The sequence below is a fragment of the Paenibacillus sonchi genome (genome assembly GCF_016772475.1).
Classification (GTDB): domain Bacteria; phylum Bacillota; class Bacilli; order Paenibacillales; family Paenibacillaceae; genus Paenibacillus_AQ; species Paenibacillus_AQ sonchi.
Window position 1 is genome coordinate 5,531,309 of sequence record NZ_CP068595.1, and the last position, 20,750, is coordinate 5,552,058.

The window sequence follows — 20,750 nt, forward strand, 5'->3', positions numbered from 1 at the left end:
GAAAGGAACCCTCCAATGAACAATACCGTGACAGTTCTATGTTCTGGTTTTGGTCTGGGCTTTTATGTCCCCGGCCTGCTGATTGAGCGGAAGCTCAAGGCGCTTGGCATCGAGGCGGAGATTGAGGTTTTTGAAACCTTAATGTCTGACAGCAAAAAAAAGCTGACGGATGACAGCCGCAAAGCGTACCAGAAAAATTTTGCCGTCGCACTGACCTCGCAGAAAATACCCGCGGATATCCGAAACAGCCTTGATTCTGCTGCCGTTGAACGGATATTCCGGCAATGGCGGCAGGAAGAAAGGCAGCACTTCATAACATTATCCGGGCACTGGGTTCATGTTATGGACAGATACCGTGAAACTGCAGGTTTTCCTGTATATGCCGATTTGCTCTATATTGATGCTGATCTTTCGCCATCTTGGAAGAATCTCCGCAGGCTGAACCCCGGTTACGCGGAAGGCTACCACGAAGTAAGCATGTATGATCCCGGGAAGCGGCAGATCCTCTGCAGCATTGATGCCGGGGCCCAGCAAGCGCTGCCCGCTTCGGCAAGAAACGGGAGATTGGTTGTGCATGGCGGCGGCTGGGGAATCGGAACATTCCGCGAGAAGTTTGCTGCCCTGGAATCAGCAGGGTATGAGCTGGATATTGCCGCTTACAGTTCTGAGGAGATTGGAGAGGCCATCCGCGGAAGACGTTATTTTATGAATGACCCGGAGTGGCGGACCTGGCTCCGCGACAGCAGCGGACAGTATACCTTTCCGCCTTTTGCAGAGGTAACCGGCAACCGGGATAACCACTTTCCGCCCTGCCGTCACTATCAGGAGGGGATGTACGGTGTCATCCGGCAGGCATCTGCTGTAATCAGCAAGCCGGGAGGCGGGGCTTTGATTGATTCATTGGCTTCAGGCACTCCGCTGGTGCTGCTGGACCCTTTTGGCCCGCATGAGAAGATTAACAGTGATCTGTGGGTGGAGCTTGGTTACGGTATCCGTTACGGGGAGTGGGCCGAGATTGGTTTTGACCGTGAAGAATTGCGTAAGCTGTCGGACAACCTCCAGTCGGCCATAGGCCGGTACCCCGATTATGCAGCAAGTTATGCGGAACAACTATCCGCAGCGGAAGGGAGAAGCTAATGCAGCCTACCAGCAGAGTTAATCTGGATGCCAAGTCCTTTGAGGCTTTGAAACGCACGATCAGGAATGTCGTCATTCCGCACAGAGAACGCAAGCATGATCCCGGCTTCAAAACCGTTATGCCAGAAATTATGTCACTTAAGCTGACCAACCGCTGTAATCTCCGCTGCAAGCATTGCTACCAATGGAATGAATCCGGCTACCATCATGATATGGACACAGCCGAGCAGAACCTGGATATGGATTTGGAGATGATCCGCAAGCTTTTGCAGGAAACAGATGAAGCAAAGTCCCGTCTGTATTTATGGGGCGGCGAGCCGCTGTTTCACCGGGATACGAAACCAATTCTGGAGCTTCTGAAAGAGCATCCCCGGATACAACGATCTGTACCAATGCATATCTGATTCATAAGTATGAAGAGGAGCTGTGTGCAATCTCGGACAATCTGGAGCTGCTGATACCGATAGAGGGGTTCGAGGATGAGCATGATTTTCTCCGCGGCAAAGGATCCTTTCACAAAGTGATCGAGAACGTGGAACGGCTGCTTGAACTGCGCGAGCAGGGCCGCTTCCGCGGCCGCATCTCCGTGCATAATGTGATTAATGACAATATGATCGGCAGGTTGTATGAACTGGTGGAATTTTTTGAGCAAAAGGGCGTCGATCTGGTACTGCTCTGCTTCCCCTGGTATATTTCTGCGGAAACCAGTCTGGAAATGGACCGCTTCTACGATGAACACTTCCAGTGGCTGGCGGAGCTTCCGCCGGATCACCGGAGCAGCTGGCATGCCTTCAAATACCATATTAAGCCAGGCAATGTCCCCAAGCTAACCGAAGACCTGAAACGGATCAACAGCAACACTTGGCATAATACAAGAATCCGTTACCAGCCGGGGCTCGACTTTGATGAAATAGAAGATTTTGTGGCCGGCAGGCCGATGGCATCCCGCAGCACGTCGAAATGTCTGGCGCTCAGTACGAGGGTTGATATTGCCCCGAACGGCATGGTGAGTGCATGTAAATTTTTTGGCGAGCTGGCGATTGGCAATGTGAATGAGCAGTCACTGACGGAAATATGGAACTCGGACCGCTACGACCGGCTGCGGCGGATTCTGGATGAAGGCTTGTCGCCGGCCTGCTCCAAATGCAATGTGCTGTACTTGAATACCTCTGCTGCGCTGTCCCATGTATGAAGAACGGCCGTGGACAAACCGGTTATAGGCTCGGTATCTTGGGTGCCTCGAATATTGCTGTTCCAGCTTTGCTGGAGCCTGCGCGGCATGTCGAGACGGTTAGTATAGCCGCAATCGCAAACCGGACCTTTGAAAAAGCGGCAAAGCTGGCGGAAACTTACCAGATTCCTTATGTGGCGGGCAGTCTGGAGGAGTTGTTGCAGCTAAGCGGTCTGGATGGCGTATATATTGCACTCAGCAATGAGCTTCATACAGAGTGGGCAGTCCGGGCCTTGAATGCAGGTAAGCATGTATTGGCAGAGAAGCCGATTGCCTTGAATGCCGAAGAAGCTGAACGGCTAAGGATGGCCAAGGAAAAACCCGGCTCCCCGAAGCTCGCCGAAGGTCTGATGATCGCGTTTCATCCCTGGCAGCAGGCACTGAAATCTATTGTCGATTCCGGACAATTTGGCCAGCTGCACAGAATCAGGACACGTATTACCGTACCTGCCAAGGACAGGCATGCCGGAAATTACCGCAGTGTCAAAGCTAAGGGCGGAGGCGCTTTTGCCGATCTGGGCTGCTACTGGCTGCAGTTCCTGCAGGCCCTTGTGGGTCTTCAGCCCAGGGAGATTGCGGCGCAGTCGGCGTTTGACGGGCCGGAAGGCTGCGACTGGACCTTTCAGGCAGCGTTAAAATATGCGGATGGACTGGAAGCCGAATGTCTCACTTCCTTTGAGCAGCCATTCCGGGCTTCGCATACCCTGTATTTTGATCACACCGTGCTGACGATCCCGGATTTTTTCCGCCCGGTCAAAGGGTTCTACAAAATCAAAATACGGCATGACCTTCCGGATAACCGCAGCACCCTTTGCGAATTCGAGCCGATGAACTATTATGTCAGCCAGCTGGAGGCTTTTGCGGAAATCATGAGCGGGCAAAGGACGGAAAAGCTGGAAGCTGTATGGGAACGGGTACACATTCAATCCCTAATAATGGCTGAGGCCCGGCAGCACCGGGTTTATCGTGAAGCAAATCGTAATTGGCTTAAAAGTTAAAAACAGCGTGTCAATTTGTAATTTATATTGCACCATTTTTAAAACTTATTTTGCGTAAGAATACACAAATAGACAAGAGCTTGTATCCCTTAGATACAAGCTCTTTTTGTACTAAAGCCCCCTTTATTGAATTAACTCTGTGTGATCTTATGTGACGTTGGCATGAGATGTTTCATTTCCAAAATTGTATAATTTTAGCTTCTTTTTCTTGGTTAAGTCTGTTGATAGGTTTGTTTTTCAATGGTGATAACACCGCTTATCATCTCAAATAGAAAACAATGCCATCAGCAACCTCTCGGTTATGTCACTTGTTGCTGGTCTTCTTGATCAAGTCCACGCCATCGTATGCCAGACTTTCCACACTTGCAGCCTTCTGCAGTATGTAATGATCAAAAAAGTTCTTCGTATAGTCTGTAACAAGATTTCGCATCTCCATAGCATCCCGTTCGCCTCTGAGTTCCTCATTAACACTGGTAAACACGATGTCGCAGTAATCTAAATGCGCAACACGATCAACAGAGAAATAATAGGTTTCCATGCTATTGTTAGCGCCAATTATCGCATTCATGTTATAGTTAGGTTCACAAAACAGCAGCAAGAAGGGTTTCTTAAGGTCGCTGCCCTGAAGGCCGAACGCACCGCTATCCAAGCCAATCCCGCAGGCGAACCGGTCGTCGTCCCGGCAAACAATCGCCGTCGTAGACCCTCCAAAAGAATGTCCGAATATGCCCATGCCGATGTCAAGCAACAATCTGCCCTTAAAGATGGAATTCAGCTCTCCAGAGTCCAGTTTGTAAAGATAATCGGCTACATATCTTACATCTTCTGCCTGTAATTCACTATACTCTGTGAACTTGGCAAGTATCGGCAGTGTAAGCATGTTACGGCACATCTCAATGGCAGTTTCATCGTCAGGCCGCATCTCCATCTTACCAGCCAACGCCAGCCTCTCCGGATCTTCAGAAAACGCCATAATGACATCCGAAAAATCCTTTGATGCATTAAACAGGCGCCCATCTTTACGCTTATACATCGTGCTATTCTGATGGCCGATGCTTACCACAACATATCCCGTGCTTGCCAAGTCTGTACAGATCACTGTACCCCATTCTGGAGAACCGCCCCCGCCGCAAACATAGAATAACACCGGATAGCGCTTTTCCTTCCCGGAGAGAGCAAGGTCATCGTAACACCGGGTCTTGATATCTATAGAGAAAACATCCTTCCCTTTAAGATATTGAGTGTTAACTGGCTGCTCATTAAACATCTCATAGACTTCAGGAAACATGTACGTTGATGTAGTCTTACCTTCGCTACTGTCGGACGGATAGTACACAAACGCCGTCAGTTCTCTTTTTGAGTGATCTGATGCCGTGTACTCAAAATCCATCTGGGTTCGACCGACAGTATAGCGGCCAATTGGTTCCGGAAATACGTCATAAGTTTTCATTTTCTTGTTCCTCCTTAATTAATAAAAGTGGCGAATGTGAAATACATACATATCTACTCCTTGGCTTTCTTGAGATCGCTAACAATTTCAGAATATTTATGATCTTCAAGCAGCCCATGACTCATAAAGTCAGCAAAGTACTTGCCAATCTTATGTTGAAGTTTAGAGTCCTTAATATCGAATTCCCTAAAAAACATGACTAAATTAAACTGCATGGACTCAAACATAAAAGAAATCAGGTCGTCGTCAATATCAGGCCGGAGATATCCATCAACCCTCATCCGGCGTAAAATGTCCTTGATTAAGGGGAATGACTCGCCCTTTAGGACATTCAGATATATTTTAAGCAAAATGTTCTCAGGAATGTATAAAAATGTTTTAGTGAGTTTAATTTCCAACTCATTCAGCGGCTCGGTCACAATGCCATTAACGTTACCAAATAAGCCAGAAAGGAAAAACTGGAAAAGGGGATCTTCATTACTGTTATTAAAATACGCAGCTCTTTTCTGGACCACATTACGTATTAAGAGACAATAAAGGTCATCTTTGTCTTCAAAATACCGATAAAATGTTCCGGGGTGCATGGACAAACTATCCAAAACCATCTTCATAGTGATATCCTCGTAAAGATTATCAACAAAAAGATGCATAGCGCTATCAGATATTTCCTCACGCTTTGCTTCATCTAAACGAAAGAAAGTATTTTTTGGCATAGAATACTCCTTATTTTGAAGTGTGAATTGATTCACACTATAACGATAATATATTCACATGTCAAGTAGTATTGAAATATTAATATCATGATAAAAGATTAAAACCATTGCATGGTGTGAAGAAGAAAAGACTCGAACTGACAAACAGCGATTCCCACTACCTCGAGAGCCGCTGTTTTGTATTATCGGTCCTGCAATGAAGGAGGCTGCTCTGCCCAGGCTCGCTCATTGTTCAGCACATAAATTCCCAGCGCCTGCTCGAAGGAAAGACCGTGATTGTAAAAAGCCAGCATCTTCGCAGCAAAGCGCATGCTCTTATCTGCACCGGGCGCCTGCAGCAGTTCTGCAGCCAGCCTCCGGAAGTCCTTCGGCTTATGTTCCGCAGCATCTACGGCATCCAGCAGTGCCTTGTGGCTTGGAAAAAGCATCCGGTTATACGCCAGGATCATCCTCCCGCTGTAGAACACCAGATTGCTGGCGGTGTGGGCAAGCAGATAGGCGTCATTCGTTTTGGCCGCCTCTTTGGCAAAATAGAAAGCGTAGAGGAAGATCTGGGCACAAAAATCCCGCAGATTGCGCTCCCGGTTCTCCTCAGGATAGACGGGAATCCGGGCTACCAGCTCACCCAGCCCCGGGATTCTGGAGAACAAAACCTCCGAACCGGTGAAAGCATACCTCGTCGGCTCATTGCCCCGCTCGGCCGCAAGCTCCAGAAACCGGAGGTTGATGACTTTTATATCGGCGTATCCGCCTTCATACGTGCTGACTTCACGGTCCACATAGGACAGAGTATTGTTCCGGTTATAGGCTTCATAGGCTTCATCGGTTAACAGCAGGTGAACATCCACATCGGAGGTTTCCTTAGCTGTTCCCTGAGCTACCGAACCACTGGTGATTACAGCCAGACAGGAAGGGTCCTTTTCAAGCTTCCCCGCCAGCTTCTCCAGAGTCTGTCTGTGATGTGTATACATCTTTTTCATCCTCCCTTAAAGAACTCTTAGACCTTAAGCGTACCGGTTGGACAGCTCAACGGCTATGGTCAATCCGGTCAATCCGGTCATATCCGGTTGAGAGATCCATTTGTTGTTTTGTGATTGACAAACATGAAATATAATGTAGATACATTAAGTCTATGATTACCCGTGCATCACCTTTGACAAGGCTGGTTTAATTTGAGTTTAAAAATGAGGTGTACATTAGATTCAGCCTCAACCACTATAAACTCAATAAGGAGTGTAATGATGATGTCAAACGTACTGTTTTTGAGTGTTTCGGCTCATGGTCATGTCAATCCGACTGTTGGACTTGTGCATGAATTAATTCAGCGGGGAGAAACGGTCACCTATTTCGGGTTCGAAAAATTTAGAGCTAAAATCGAACAAACAGGAGCGGTATTCAAAACGTATAAAGAAAATCTGCTGCTCTTTCAAGACGACTTTGCAGAGAATAATGAAGATGTGCTGGAAGCAAGTGCTGAGGATTTTCTGGAAATGCTGACGGATACGCTCCGGCCCGGCAAGCGGATTATTGAGGATGTATTGGACCAGATCAGAGGCTTGCAGTTTGATTATGTGGTCTATACAGCCGCTTTTCCATTTGGAAATGCAATTGCCCAAATTCTAAACATTCCTGCGGTTGCCTCGATGGCTATCTTAGCGACACCGGCAGAATTCATGCCTACAGGCGAAGAATCTTCAAAAGCCTCTAGTCTGGACAGTTATCAGGCAATCGTACAGGAGCTGAAGGAAACCTTTGATGTGGAGATGCCGCCGGACATACTGGACTGCTTCTATTGCAAGGGCGATATTAGTATCATTTATACCTCCAAAACTTTTATCGCCCATCCCGAATACTACGATGACAGCTTCAAGTTCATAGGCCCGCCTATTTTTGACAGACAAGAGAAGGTGGATTTTCCGTTTGAGCAATTGGAAGGAAAAACAGTCATCTATATTTCCATGGGAACCCGTGTGAGCACCATAATGGAATTATATGACCTTTTCTTCAAAAGCTTTGCCGGTTTCGATGCCGTTGTGGTCATGACTGCTTACGATGTGGACATTTCCCAGTTCTCCATTCCTGATAACTTTATTGTCCGCAACTATGTTCCGCAACTGGAGGTATTAAAATATACGGATGTAGCTGTTACTCATGCAGGAATGAACAGCACCAGTGACTTGATGTACAGCAATGTGCCTTTTGTAGCGATTCCGATTACCGCGGACCAGCCTTATATGGCCAGAAGAGCTCAAGAATTAGGGGCGGCTATTGCTCTGGATTTCATGACGGTTACCCCTGAGCTGCTAAGAGCTTCCGTGGAAAAGGTTCTTGCCGATCCCGGCTACCGTGAACATATCCAGCAGATTAGCAAGTCCTTTAAAGAGGCAGGGGGGTATCCAAAAGCCGTTGATGAGATTTTCAAATTAAAAGAGGAAAAGGAACGGTTATAAACAGTCCTACCCGGCCTTCGGACAGATAGGCAAGTCCTAAGCTTCCCTAACTTTAAACGGCTACGCTGTTCAGTGGAGGACGGCGCAGCCATTATGTTCTTGTATAGGAAACGATCCAGTGTAAAAAAATGTGGATATGTTGGTCCTTAATGGGCTGCGGAAAGATCGTGAAGATACTACGATCCGTCTTCAGCCTGACCCCGTTGATTTTGGAGTGGTTGGGAATTAAGGTTCAATCCCGTAAATCAGCTTCCCTTTATAATAAACGGTGATATGATCATTCGCAGCATAGCTGGTGCTGGCCGGCTGAAAGGAGTAGTCATCGGCCTGATTGTAATTCGACCAATCCTTGTTGTGAATGCGGAACTGGATGTCTCCGGTTGAACCGGAAGCTGCGAGCGGGCCTGCACCTGCCGTAAAACCGATCTCCGCATAGGTATCTGCACCTGCCAACGGCGTTGTCAGGGGGAATATCGCTGTCAGCAGTTTTTCTTTTCCTAACGCAGCATAATCAAACTCCAGGGTCTGCTCCGCACTTCCATCCCTTGTGTACCAATAACGTATCGTGAGTTCATTTAGCGGAATAGGGCTGCCGGTCTCGTTCCTGAGCTGCAGGCTGGCCCTGATCGAGTTGACGGCGGTCCCCGTTTCACCTGCAAGGTAGAGTGGCGTTACTTGAGGGTCTCCCGGATCTGGTCCTTCCCCGGGACCGCCGGCAGGCGGAAAGGTGACCGGCTTCATAATAAGGTCCAGCATAGCCTGCTTTGGTTCATTCCAAGATGTCCAGTCGTCCAGTAATAGCCCTCCGGTATCCCCGCTATTCGGATTAAGACTCCAGTACGTCCAGTAAAGATTATTCTGGCCGATGTAGCTTACGAGCGCATGCTGCCATTTTCCTTCCACCGAGAGGGTATCCACGCTGCGTCCGCCGAATTCCCCTGCAAGGATGGGGGCAATCTGTTCCTTGCTGATGTATCCCCAGGTATCATCCCACAGCTTCGGCAGATTGTCCGGGAAATCGGCGGCACTGAACCAAGGCTGTGAAGCGACGCCAGGACCGTAATCATGCGGGGAATAGACCACCCTATCCGGTACTGTAAGCGTAACCGGATTATTGCGCACGCCTGTCAGATTACCGCCCCACCAATAGCTGCTGGAGTTGCCTTGGACGTTCGTTTCAATGCCTTCAACTATGATCAGCCAGTTCGGATTCACGGCGAGAATCGCATTTCCGGCCCGTTCGCTGGCCAGCCGCCAGTCTGTGGCGGGATTACCTGTTCCCCAGCTTGCCGTACCGTGCGGTTCATTATGCAGATCGGCTCCAATGACTGTAGGGTTATCCGCATATCGCTGGGCAAGCATCACCCAGTCACTGATCCAGCGGGTTTCGGGATAGGCCGCAGTGTACCAGAGTGCCGATTGGCCGCCGGAATCCGGCCGGTGCCGGTCGAGGAAGATCCGAATGCCGCGCTTTCCGGCTTTTTCAATCAGCTTATCCATGATCTGAACCGGCTTCAGACCGGCAAGATCGGGGTTTTTGGCATAGTCGATACTATTGGCCGCAGAGCCTGAATCGAACATTTGGTTGCAGTACGGCAGCCGGATCAGGTTATAGCCCTCCGCTTTGATTTGATCAAGTACATTATCCATGGAACGAGTCCACAACCCGTGCGGAGAGTAATTCGCGGTTTCGAAGCCGAACCAGTTGAGCCCGTTGAATACGGCAGGGTTGCCTGCGGCATCCACGATTCTGTTACCTGAGGTGTGATAATAGCCTGCTGCACCTTCAGCCTTCACTTCATTACCCGGATACGAATAAGCACCTGCCAGCAATACAAAAGCAACGAACAATACTCCCAGTTTCCTGAAACCAAACGACATTCATTTTCCTCCTCTTAGTGATTTCAATGAGGTCAGACTTTATAGCATACGATCGGGATGTTAACGTATTCGTATGAGCCAGGCTGCAAATATGGAGAATCAGCAACATCATTATGACTTTCAGCTTAATTAATGGATCACCCTAAGCTATATGCGTTCTGATGCAGATGCGCTGGAAATGGTGCAGGAGGCTTCCTGCCGGGCATGGATGAAACGGAAAAAGCTGAGAAACTATCCGCAATAAACTTCTCTCTCTTAATTTATGGCTGGATTGTGACGATAATAATCAAAAACATGCATGAATTAGGAGAGCGACATCATGGACAATTTAGATGCATTAGTGTTAGCTGCACCATTCTTCAAACAAATTCATTCCCAGGATATTATGATTGGAGTTACAGACAAGGAAATATTCCATTACTATGCGCCCAGCAAGGTGCTGGATTTCGGACTGACCAAAGGAAGCCCTATTCCTCCGGATGACCCTTCCTTGAGCAATGCGCTCGCCGGACGCGCCACGACCAACCGGCTGGCGCCCGAGCTATATGGAGCGACAGTCATCTCCTCGGCAGTGCCGGTTTATGATGCTGCCGGAGAAATTATCGGCGCATTTGCGATTGCCTACACCCTGGAAAACGAGGATAAAATGGAACAGTTGACGAGCAGCATTGAACAGATCAGCGGCCAGCTGGTTGATATGGTCCAGAATGTCGCTGCCCAGTCCGAAGAGCTGTCGGCTACCACAGCCCAGATTCTTGATAATTCACGCAAAACGGTAGAAGAGTCCACTCGAGTAAGCAAAGTGACCGGGTTCATCCGGGAAATCTCCGAACAGACGAATCTGCTCGGCTTGAATGCAGCTATTGAAGCAGCACGCGTTGGGCAGGAAGGCGCAGGCTTCGGCGTAGTGGCCACGGAAGTGCGCAAGCTGTCCGTGCACACCAGGGAAGCGACTAAATCAATCGAAGATTCGTTGAACACGGTTCAGCGCTCTATCCGGCAGATGGAAAAAGAAATCGAGGCCATTGCCGCGTCTTCCTCCGAGCAGGCCGAACTGGTCACCGAGTTCAGTGATGTCATCGAACGGCTGAACCAGACCAGCGGTGAGATGGCTAAATTCATCAATTCCATTATTCAATAACGCCAAATCCATCCCAAAAATCTGCAGACAGGACACCATCGTCCTTGTTCTGCGGATTTTTCATTCGCTCTAGACCTCAATGATGATAGGAAGAATCATCGGTCTGCGCTTCGTGCGTTCGTATAAAAACTTACCCAGTGTTTCCTTGATCGTCTCCTTGATGATATTCCATTGGCCCAGGTCAGCCGCACTCATCTTCTGCAGGGTAGAGGTAATCAGCTGGTTGATCTCTTCCATCAGTGTGTCGGAGTTGCGCACATATACAAATCCGCGGGAGATGGTATCGGGGTCGTTCAGGATTCGTCCGTCATTTTGGCTTAATGTAATCACCGTAATGAGAATTCCGTCTGCAGACAGCTGCCTCCGGTCACGCAGTACTACATTGCCGATATCGCCAATGCCGAGTCCATCGACGTAGATTTGTCCGGCCGTAATCCGTCCGCTTTGGCGAACATCCCCGGCATTCGATTCCACGATATCGCCGTTTTTCAAGATAAAGATGTTCTCATTCTTGACCCCCACGGCTTCGGCCAGCATGGAGTGGTGATGAAGCATCCGGTATTCCCCGTGAATCGGGATGAAATATTCAGGCTTCATCAAGGTAAGCATCAGCTTCAGCTCTTCCTGGCTGCCATGCCCCGATACATGAAGCTCACTGCGGGAACCATAGATTACACGTGCCCCCAGCATATACAGATTGTCGACAATTCTGGAAACGTTCCGCTCATTGCCTGGGATTGGATTCGCTGCGAGCAGGACCGTATCGCCTTCACTGATCTCAAGCTGTCTATGGCTGGAATTGGCCAGCCGGGATAAAGCCGCCATGGGTTCGCCCTGGCTGCCGGTGCATAACACAGCGATCCTGCCGCGCTCCATTTTGCCCGCTTCCGCAGGTTCTACCAGCATGCCTTCGGGGATGTTCAGATAGCCCAGTTCCTGGGCAACCCCGACGACATTGACCATGCTCCTGCCCAGCAGGGCGAGCTTGCGGCCGGTATGCCCGGCAGCGTCCACGATCTGCTGCAGGCGGTGTACATTCGACGCAAAGGTGGAGATAAAAATCCTGTTCTCCGCCTTATGAAAGGCTTCCTCCAGATGGGAGCCTACAAGCCTTTCAGAAGGGGTGAAGCCCGGCCGCTCGGCATTCGTGCTCTCGGACAACAGAAACTTGACTCCTTTTTCACCGATCGCCGCCATTTTATGTATATCGGGATACTGCTTGTTGACTGGGGTCATATCGAACTTGAAATCGCCGGTATGAACCACAGTCCCCTCAGGGGTATCGAATACAATGCCCAGGCAATCCGGAATGCTGTGGTTTGTCCGGAAAAAGGTAATCGCAATAGAGCCGAAATTCAGCGTGGAATCTGGATCAATGCAGTGCAGCTGGGTCTGGCGCAAAAGGCCGTGTTCCTTCAGTTTGGTCTCAATTAACCCGAGGGTCAGGCGGGAGGCATATACCGGAATGTTCAGCTGTTTGAGAAAATAGGGAATTCCCCCAATGTGATCTTCATGTCCATGCGTCACCACAAGGGCTTTGACTTTGTCAGTATTGCTGAGCAGGTAGGAAATATCAGGAATGATAAGGTCAATCCCCAGTAAACTCTCGTCCGGAAATTTGGATCCGCAATCTATAACGATGATGTCATCGGCGTATTGCAGAAGATACATATTTTTGCCAATTTCATACACCCCTCCCAAAGCTGCAATCCATAGGCGCTCACCAGTCATCTTCATGCTCATTCCTCCTTTTTTTGATTACGCATATTATGCATATCACAACATGGGTTTATCCAGAGAGATGTAATTTTATTCTTGGAAAAAGCAATACCCGATGAAGGCTTTCTGAGATCTGCCCGCCTGTTCGTCAAAGAGCCTCATGACACACTTTATCTATTTCAGTGTTAGTTACCATCAAATATAGTTTAAGTAAGTGACGTAACAGCTTTTTCCAAGACCAGTTTAGATTTGCAAGAATACGAGTGGAACAAGGAATTTTTCGGTTTGACAACCTGTATATACAAGTGTAAAATCCATACTTGTATATACAGGTTAAACGAATAGATAAATAGATGCCGCATACGGGGAGGGACTAACACATGGAAACAACACCGCAAGCTGACTGGTGGCGCAAGTCTACGGTATATCAGGTTTATCCCAAGAGCTTCAAGGACAGTACAGGCAGCGGGACAGGTGACATCAAGGGGCTAACCGGCAAGCTTGATTATTTGCAGGAGCTGGGGATTGACATTGTGTGGCTGCAGCCGGTTTACGTATCTCCACAAAATGATAACGGTTACGATGTCGCTGATTACCGGCAAATTGACCCCGCCTTTGGAACTATGGAGGATTTTGAAGAATTGATCCGGGAGCTGAAGAAACGCGGCATGCATCTGATGACCGATATCGTTGTCAACCATTCTTCTACAGAGCATCCGTGGTTTCAAGAGGCGAGGAAATCCAAGGACAACCCTTACAGGAATTATTACATCTGGCGGGACCCTGCACCGGACGGAGGGGTACCCAATAACTGGCAGTCGAAGTTCGGCGGACCGGCTTGGCAATTCGATGAGACTACCGGCCAGTATTTCCTCACCCTGTTTGACAAGACACAGGCAGACCTAAACTGGGAAAATGAGCAGGTTAGACAGGAAGTCGCTGACCTGATGATTTTTTGGGCGGAAAAAGGGGTGGATGGCTTCCGAATGGACGTCATCAATCTGATCTCCAAAGATCAGAGCTTTCCTGACGATGATCCAGCGACCGTTCCGGGGGATGGGCGACAATTCTATACCGATGGCCCCCGGGTCCATGAATATATCAAAGAACTTTATGCTAAGGTCTTTGGTCCTTACAATCTGGTGACCGTGGGCGAGATGTCCTCAACCACCCTGGAGCACTGCATCCGCTATTCCACACCCGAAGAACGGGAGTTTTCCATGACCTTCAATTTCCATCACCTCAAGGTTGATTATAAGAACGGTCAGAAGTGGGAACTGCAGCCCTATGATTTTGCCGAACTGAAAGAGCTGTTCACCCGGTGGCAAACCGGAATGCAGCAGGCCGGCGGGTGGAATGCCCTCTTTTGGAATAATCATGACCAGCCCCGTGCCTTGTCCCGCTTCGCAGATGATGGTAAGTACCGCAAGGAAAGCGCTAAAATGCTGGCTACAACGCTTCACGGCATGCAGGGCACACCCTATGTCTACCAGGGTGAAGAGCTGGGAATGCCCAATCCCGACTGGCATGATATCTCGGAATTCAATGACATTGAATCGAAGAACATGTACCGGATTCTGCAAGAGCGGGGATTGTCAGGGGAGCAGGCGCTGGACATTATACGGGAACGCTCCCGGGATAATTCGCGGACACCGATGCAGTGGGATGCTTCCGGGCATGCCGGATTCACCTGCGGGACCCCCTGGCTGAAAGTGGACAGACGATACAAAGAAATTAATGTCCAATCCGAGCAAAATGATCCAGACTCCATTTTTGCCCATTACAAGCAGTTAATTCGCCTGCGGAAGCAAGAACCGGTCATAACAGACGGAATATTTCAAAGATTGGATGAAGGACACCCGCAGATTTTTGCCTATGCCAGAGCGGGTAAGACGGAGACGCTTATCGTCGTGTCCAGCTTCAGCGGTACGCAGACCGGCTTTACTTTTGCAGACGAATTCTGGTCCAGCCGTATCAACAGTCAAGCCGCGGAACTGCTGATCGGCAATACTGTACAGACACCTGTGTGGGGCCAGACCCTTGAGCTTCCGCCCTATGGCTCTTATATGTGGATCATCCGCTAATATAATTATGAATAAGGGAGAGCAGATATGGCTATTAACAGACAGAATGTAGAAGAGATCGTAAAGGCCGTCGGAGGAAAAGAAAATATTGAAGCCGCTACACACTGTGTAACACGGCTGCGCTTTGCCTTGAATGATGAGAGCCAAGTGGATACAGACGCACTGGAAAAGAACGATCTGGTCAAAGGCCATTTCTCCTCGCAAGGGCAATTCCAGGTGATCATCGGCCCGGGGCTGGTGGACAAGGTATACGACGAAATGCTCAGCATCACTGGAGGGAGCAGGGCAACCAAGGACGAAGTGAAAACGGCGGCCAGCAAAAAGCAAAACCCGCTGCAGCAGGCAATCAAGATGCTGGCTGATATTTTCATCCCGATTCTGCCGGCCATCGTGATGGCGGGTCTGCTGCTGGGGATTAATAATATTCTTACGGGTCCCGGCATCTTTTTTGACAGCAAGTCTCTGGTGGAGGTCTATCCGCAGTGGAAGGATTTCGCTTCCATTATTAATACGATTGCCAGCACCGCCTTCACCTTCCTTCCGGCTCTAATCGGCTGGTCGGCGGTAACACGCTTCGGAGGCAGTCCGCTGCTGGGGATCGTTCTCGGACTTATCCTCGTTCATCCTGATTTGCTTAGCGCTTATGGTTATGCGGATGCTAAAGTGGAAGGCACCGTCCCAATATGGGATCTGTTCGGCTGGCATGTCAACAAAATCGGCTATCAGGGGCAGGTGCTGCCCGTGCTGGTGTCCGCTTATTTACTCGCCCGCCTGGAACGGTGGCTGAATCAAAAGGTGCCCGACTCCTTCAAGCTGCTGATTGTAGCTCCAGTGGCCCTGCTGATTACCGGATTCCTGGCCTTTACGGTTATTGGTCCCGTCACCTTCATTATTGCCAATGCCATCACCTCGGGACTGGTCAGCATCTTTGGCGGTTTCCCGGCGCTGGGCGGCTTGATCTATGGAGGATTGTACGCGCTTCTGGTTATCACAGGGATGCACCATACTTTCCTGGCCGTCGATATCCAGCTGATCGGTTCGGAAGGCGGGACATTTTTGTGGCCGATGCTTGCATTGTCGAACATTGCCCAGGGGGCTGCCGCACTCGGGATGATGTTTGTCGCCAAACAGGAAAAAACTAAAGGGCTGGCCGTCACCTCCTCCATCTCCGCTTTCCTGGGAGTTACGGAGCCTGCCATCTTCGGGGTGAATGTGCGCTTCAAATATCCTTTTATCTTCGGAATGCTGGGTTCAGCTATTGCCGGTGTGCTGCTGGCCATGAATAATGTGCTCGCTTCTTCCATCGGGGTAGGCGGAATTCCCGGATTCTTATCCATCTTCCCGAACCAGTGGGGGGTGTTCTTCATCGGCATGGCGATAGTGCTGATTGTGCCTTTCACAGCTACCGTGCTGTACGGGAAAATCCGCAGCCGCGGAACGGATGAGGCTGACGGTACGGACGATACTACTGCAAAAACCTCCCCAACGGACAATGCTTCCAGTAAAATTGAGCCAGCGGCTCCATCACGCGCACAGGTTCAGACTGCTTCCTTTCCGGTATCCAGTCCCGCTACAGCCGTTAATGTACTGGAAGTCCGGTCACCTGTCCGGGGCAGAATTGTGCCCTTGGAGCAAGTGCCTGACCCGGCCTTCGCGGAGCGGCAGATGGGGAAAGGCGTAGCTGTGGAGCCATCCGAAGGAAAGGTAACCGCACCTTTTGATGCTACTGTTGCCCATGTGATCAAGAGCAAACATGCCGTCATTCTGGAGCATGCCTCCGGTGTGCAGCTGCTGATCCATATTGGAATCAATACCGTATCCCTTAAGGGCAACGGATTCACTGCACATGTCGCCGCAGGTGATAAGGTGAAAGCCGGGCAGCTATTGCTCGAATTTGACCGCGACGCCATATCGTCAGCTGGTTACCCGTTGATCTCACCGATTATTGTCCCGGACGGACAGGATGTCATTGAGCGGGTGGAAGAACTCACCGCCGGAGATGAGGCTCACCGGGATGCCGTATTAAAGATCTATCTGCAAGGATAACTTTCATGATAAGATGAGCATGGTGATTCTAGTGAACAAAAATATTTATTCGCATATCTATAATGATTACTCCGCACGGATTCAATCGGGACAGCTTCAGGCGGGGAAGAAAATCCCTTCCGAAAGCCAGCTTGCCGCCGCTTACAGCACTTCAAGAGAAACGGTGCGCAAAGCGCTGCAAATGCTCTCGGAGAACGGATACATTCACAAGATCAAAGGCAAGGGATCGTTTGTGCTGGATACGCAGCGCCTGAACTTTCCGGTCTCCGGCCTGATCAGCTTCAAGGAGGTTGCAGATCAGCTGGGGCGTTCGATCCGCACCATTGTCTATGAGAACAGCCTTGTTCCTTGTTCAAGCAGTGTGTCACAGCGACTGCTCATCAGGGAGAATGAACCTGTGTGGAAAGTGGTCCGGGCAAGGGAGATCGAAGGCGAGAAGATTATCCTCGACAAGGATTATTTCCTGCCGTCCGTCGTTCCTTCCATACCGGCTGCTGCCGCTGAGGATTCCATCTATGAATACCTGGAAGGCCAGCTGCATCTGCGGATCAGCTACGCCAAAAAGGAAATTTCGGTAGAAGAAGTGACCTCCGAAGATAGGCTGCTGCTCGACCTGCATGATTACCAGCATATCGTCGTTGTGCGCAACTATGTGCATCTCGTCGATACCCAGCTGTTTCAGTATACCGAATCCCGCCACCGGCTGGATAAATTTCAGTTCGTAGATTTTGCCCGCCGGGCGCAAATTGAAGGGAATCCGTTATAACAGCAGCTCTAGTCCAGTACATCGCAGGAATCGGCATACACTAAGGTATAGAGTTGTTTTTATTTAACCGGTATGATAAAATGCACTTAATTTAATGAATGGGGTTGAAAAGGATAATGTAGGATTTTCTTGCTGATCTTGAAACGAATAAAACGTTACAATGCGATAGTTTTCGCATGTTTTATTATGTTTTAAGCAAGAAAGTTCCATTTTCTTTTCTCTCATACGATAGGTCCTTAATCTGCCCTCATGGGGGCTTGATTTGCTGTATCTATTTGAGCTGCGAGAAATGAACTTTCTTGCGGCTTTTATTTTTGTATACAGGAGGACCACGCAATGTCATTAATTAATGTTACCGGCCTTACTTTTGCCTATGAGGGCACCTACGATAACATCTTCGAGAACGTGAATTTTCAGATCGATACCGATTGGAAATTGGGGTTTACGGGAAGGAACGGAAGGGGAAAGACTACTTTTCTTCAGCTGCTTCTCGGCAAACATGAATATAGCGGAACCATTTCGGCTAAGGTTAACTTTGAATATTTTCCGTATCCGGTGCCTAACAAAGAGTACCATACGCTTGATGTGATCAGCGACATGTTTCCAGACTATGTTCACTGGCAATTCATGCGTGAGCTGTCGCTATTGCAGGTGGACGAAGACGTTCTGTACCGGCCCTTTGCCTCCTTATCCAATGGGGAGCAGACGAAGGTGCTGCTGGCTGCATTGTTCATTAAGGAAAACAGCTTTCTGTTGATCGATGAGCCCACGAACCATTTGGACATGCATGCCCGGACGCTGGTCAGTGAATATCTGAATACCAAAAGCGGATATATTCTGGTCTCTCACGACCGATCCTTTCTGGATCACTGTGTAGACCACATTCTGTCCATCAACAAAACCAACATCGAGATTCAAAAAGGCAATTTTTCCAGCTGGTGGGAGAATAAGCGGAGACAGGATAACTTCGAGCTTGCCCAAAATGAGAAGCTTAGAAAAGACATCAAACGGCTGTCGGACTCTTCCAAACGCACGGGGAACTGGTCCCATGAAGTGGAGAAATCCAAAAACGGCACCCGGAATTCCGGCTCCAAGGTAGACAAGGGCTACATTGGCCATAAGGCCGCCAAAATGATGAAGCGCTCCAAATCTATTGAGCAAAGACAGCAGTCGGCCATTACCGAAAAGTCCAAGCTGCTGAAAAATATTGAGAGCTCGGACACCCTGGAGATAACGCAGCTGGCTTACCATAAGAACATACTGGCGGAGCTGGAACAGGTCTCTATTTTGTATGGAGAGAAGCAGGTTTGTGCTAATGTGAATTTTACGATTGAACAAGGGGAGCGGATCGCGCTTTCGGGTAAAAACGGCTCCGGAAAATCAAGCATCCTCAAATTAATCTGCGGCGAGGATATCCCTTATACGGGCAGCTTCATTAAGGATAGCCAATTGAAAATATCCTATGTGTCCCAAGATACTTCGCATTTGCAGGGCAGCTTAGCTGATTACATCCGGGACAACGGTATTGACGAGACCCTGTTCAAATCGATATTGCGTAAGCTTGATTTTTCCAGAAATCAATTTGAGAAGGAGCTGTCCACTTACAGTGGCGGTCAGAAGAAGAAGGTGTTGATTGCCAAAAGCCTGAGTGAACAGGTGCATCTGCACATTTGGGATGAGCCGCTGAATTTTATCGATGTCATTTCCCGGATGCAGATTGAAGAGCTGCTGCTGGAATATACGCCGACTATCCTTTTTGTGGAGCATGACCGCGAGTTCTGCAACAATGTAGCTACGAAGACCATTGAACTTTGAACCCGTTGAGGAAAGGGAAGCTTTCATGAAGAAAGTCATTGTCATCGGATCAGGAATTCTCGGGGCATCAACCGCTTATCACTTAGCCAAAGCAGGTGCAGATGTCCTTGTGGTAGACCGCAAGGATATAGGGCAAGCAACCGATGCCGCTGCCGGAATCATCTGCCCTTGGCTGTCCCAGCGGCGCAATCAGGCTTGGTATCGCCTCGCCACAGCGGGGGCCCGTTATTACCCTGAATTGATTGCACAGCTTCAAGAAGAAGGAGAAACCGAAACCGGATATGCTCAAGTAGGTGCCTTAAGTGTTCATCATGATCCGGTAAAAATCGGGCAGATGAAGGAACGGGCCGCGCTGCGCAAGACGGATGCCCCGGAAATTGGTGAAATTACAGGGCTTACGGAATCACAGACCCGCAGGCGTTTCCCGCTGCTGGCCGAAGGATGGTCTTCCGTTCGCATCAGCGGTGCCGCCAGGGTAGACGGGCGCGCGCTGCGTGATGCGCTCATCCGGTCCGCACAGCGGAGCGGGGCTGTCGTAATCCACGGGGAGGCGTCGCTTCAGTATCATGCCAACCGTGTAACCGGCGTAACTGCCGGGAACACAACCTTTTCGGCTGACAGCATCATTGTATGTGCGGGTGCATGGGCAAGTGCGCTGCTGCAGCCATTAGGCATTGATTTTAAAGTGCGTTTCCAAAAGGCGCAAATCATCCATTTGGAGATTTCGGACCGCCAAGACGCAGACGTCTGGCCTGTAGTTATTCCGCCTAATGATCAATATCTGCTGGCATTGGATCAGCAAAGGATCGTTATCGGCTCGACTCACGAAAATGAAATTACGGGCTACGATACGCGAGTCACTGCCGGCGGGATGCAGGAGGTTCTTCATAAAGGGATAGACCTGGCACCTGGCTTAGCGAACTGTACGTTTCTGGAGACAAGAGTGGGCTTCCGTCCCTTTACACCCGGATTTCTTCCAGTAATGGGGGCTGTCCCCGGCTGGGAAGGGCTGATTGCGGCAAATGGACTCGGCGCGTCAGGATTGACGATGGGCCCGTATATAGGAAGGCAGCTGGCACAACTGGCCCTGGGAATGGAATTGGAAATAGATATTACTGATTATGATATCCGGAATGCAGTTGATGAAGGCTGATGCTTGCAGAAATCAGATATAAACAAGGAACCTGCCAATTATTGCACCTTTCCGGTGTTCCTGCTATACTTTTTTCATGTTCATCTTGATAGGGGGTTTTACTGATGGCAATGCCGAATTGCTCATTAGCTAGGAAGTCCTCATGCAAAGCCTGACCTAGGGGCGA

The 20,750-nt window shown here is 49.4% G+C and carries 16 protein-coding genes; 11 read left to right on the forward strand and 5 right to left on the reverse strand.

Annotated features, from left to right (window positions below; genetic code table 11):
* The first annotated feature begins 15 nt into the window (after positions 1-15).
* Genes JI735_RS24675 through JI735_RS24685 form a run of 4 tightly spaced genes read left to right on the forward strand, consistent with a single transcriptional unit; the run spans position 16 to position 3,366 of the window.
* The gene (locus JI735_RS24675; protein ID WP_039837242.1) at positions 16-1,137 is read left to right on the forward strand and encodes a glycosyltransferase family protein; all 1,122 of its coding nucleotides are present in this window, start codon (positions 16-18) and stop codon (positions 1,135-1,137) included.
* Complete coding sequence (locus JI735_RS36285; protein ID WP_233476045.1) at positions 1,137-1,541, forward strand: radical SAM protein; 405 nt, start codon at positions 1,137-1,139, stop codon at positions 1,539-1,541. Before JI735_RS24675 ends, JI735_RS36285 begins: the two co-directional genes overlap by 1 nt.
* Positions 1,442-2,329 (forward strand): SPASM domain-containing protein, encoded by an 888-nt coding sequence (locus tag JI735_RS24680; RefSeq protein WP_233476046.1) that lies wholly within the window; start codon positions 1,442-1,444, stop codon positions 2,327-2,329. The genes JI735_RS36285 and JI735_RS24680 overlap by 100 nt, the downstream gene beginning before the upstream one ends.
* Positions 2,326-3,366, forward strand: coding sequence for a Gfo/Idh/MocA family protein (locus JI735_RS24685; RefSeq protein ID WP_051052048.1), 1,041 nt, complete (start codon positions 2,326-2,328; stop codon positions 3,364-3,366). The genes JI735_RS24680 and JI735_RS24685 overlap by 4 nt, the downstream gene beginning before the upstream one ends.
* A gap of 304 nt (positions 3,367-3,670) precedes the next feature.
* On the opposite strand, the gene JI735_RS24690 is transcribed toward JI735_RS24685, so the two are convergent.
* From JI735_RS24690 to JI735_RS24700, 3 genes are all read right to left on the reverse strand, one after another.
* The gene (locus tag JI735_RS24690; RefSeq protein WP_039837239.1) at positions 3,671-4,816 is read right to left on the reverse strand and encodes an alpha/beta hydrolase; all 1,146 of its coding nucleotides are present in this window, start codon (positions 4,814-4,816) and stop codon (positions 3,671-3,673) included.
* 53 nt (positions 4,817-4,869) lie between these two features.
* Positions 4,870-5,529, reverse strand: a complete 660-nt coding sequence (locus tag JI735_RS24695; RefSeq protein WP_039837237.1) for a TetR/AcrR family transcriptional regulator — start codon at positions 5,527-5,529, stop codon at positions 4,870-4,872.
* Positions 5,530-5,711: 182 nt separating this feature from the next.
* Entirely contained in the window at positions 5,712-6,500 is a 789-nt protein-coding gene (locus JI735_RS24700; RefSeq protein WP_039837236.1) for a nucleotidyltransferase domain-containing protein, read from the reverse strand.
* 270 nt (positions 6,501-6,770) lie between these two features.
* Between JI735_RS24700 and JI735_RS24705 the strand changes: the two genes are divergently transcribed.
* Positions 6,771-7,979, forward strand: a complete 1,209-nt coding sequence (locus JI735_RS24705; RefSeq protein WP_209439967.1) for a macrolide family glycosyltransferase — start codon at positions 6,771-6,773, stop codon at positions 7,977-7,979.
* Between the two features lie 225 nt (positions 7,980-8,204).
* On the opposite strand, the gene JI735_RS24710 is transcribed toward JI735_RS24705, so the two are convergent.
* Positions 8,205-9,860 (reverse strand): cellulase family glycosylhydrolase, encoded by a 1,656-nt coding sequence (locus tag JI735_RS24710; protein ID WP_202676534.1) that lies wholly within the window; start codon positions 9,858-9,860, stop codon positions 8,205-8,207.
* Between the two features lie 319 nt (positions 9,861-10,179).
* On the opposite strand from JI735_RS24710, the gene JI735_RS24715 reads away from it, so the two are divergent.
* Positions 10,180-11,001 carry a methyl-accepting chemotaxis protein gene (locus tag JI735_RS24715; RefSeq protein ID WP_202676535.1) on the forward strand — a complete coding sequence of 274 codons (822 nt, stop codon included), beginning with the start codon at positions 10,180-10,182 and terminating at the stop codon, positions 10,999-11,001.
* Between the two features lie 69 nt (positions 11,002-11,070).
* Here the strand turns inward: JI735_RS24715 and JI735_RS24720 are convergent, their stop codons facing one another.
* Complete coding sequence (locus JI735_RS24720) at positions 11,071-12,738, reverse strand: ribonuclease J (protein ID WP_202676536.1); 1,668 nt, start codon at positions 12,736-12,738, stop codon at positions 11,071-11,073.
* Between the two features lie 362 nt (positions 12,739-13,100).
* Here JI735_RS24720 and treC point away from each other — a divergent pair, with 362 nt between their 5' ends.
* The 5 genes from treC (at position 13,101) to JI735_RS24745 (ending at position 20,584) form a co-directional block, all read left to right on the forward strand.
* Positions 13,101-14,804, forward strand: a complete 1,704-nt coding sequence (gene treC / locus JI735_RS24725; protein ID WP_039837225.1) for an alpha,alpha-phosphotrehalase — start codon at positions 13,101-13,103, stop codon at positions 14,802-14,804.
* A 27-nt stretch (positions 14,805-14,831) separates the two neighbouring features.
* Positions 14,832-16,850 carry a PTS system trehalose-specific EIIBC component gene (gene treP / locus JI735_RS24730; protein ID WP_039837224.1) on the forward strand — a complete coding sequence of 673 codons (2,019 nt, stop codon included), beginning with the start codon at positions 14,832-14,834 and terminating at the stop codon, positions 16,848-16,850.
* Between the two features lie 31 nt (positions 16,851-16,881).
* The gene (treR, locus tag JI735_RS24735; RefSeq protein WP_039837228.1) at positions 16,882-17,616 is read left to right on the forward strand and encodes a trehalose operon repressor; all 735 of its coding nucleotides are present in this window, start codon (positions 16,882-16,884) and stop codon (positions 17,614-17,616) included.
* Between the two features lie 336 nt (positions 17,617-17,952).
* Positions 17,953-19,431, forward strand: a complete 1,479-nt coding sequence (locus tag JI735_RS24740; RefSeq protein ID WP_039837223.1) for an Lsa family ABC-F type ribosomal protection protein — start codon at positions 17,953-17,955, stop codon at positions 19,429-19,431.
* A 25-nt stretch (positions 19,432-19,456) separates the two neighbouring features.
* Complete coding sequence (locus JI735_RS24745; RefSeq protein WP_039837222.1) at positions 19,457-20,584, forward strand: NAD(P)/FAD-dependent oxidoreductase; 1,128 nt, start codon at positions 19,457-19,459, stop codon at positions 20,582-20,584.
* Positions 20,585-20,750: the final 166 nt, after the last annotated feature.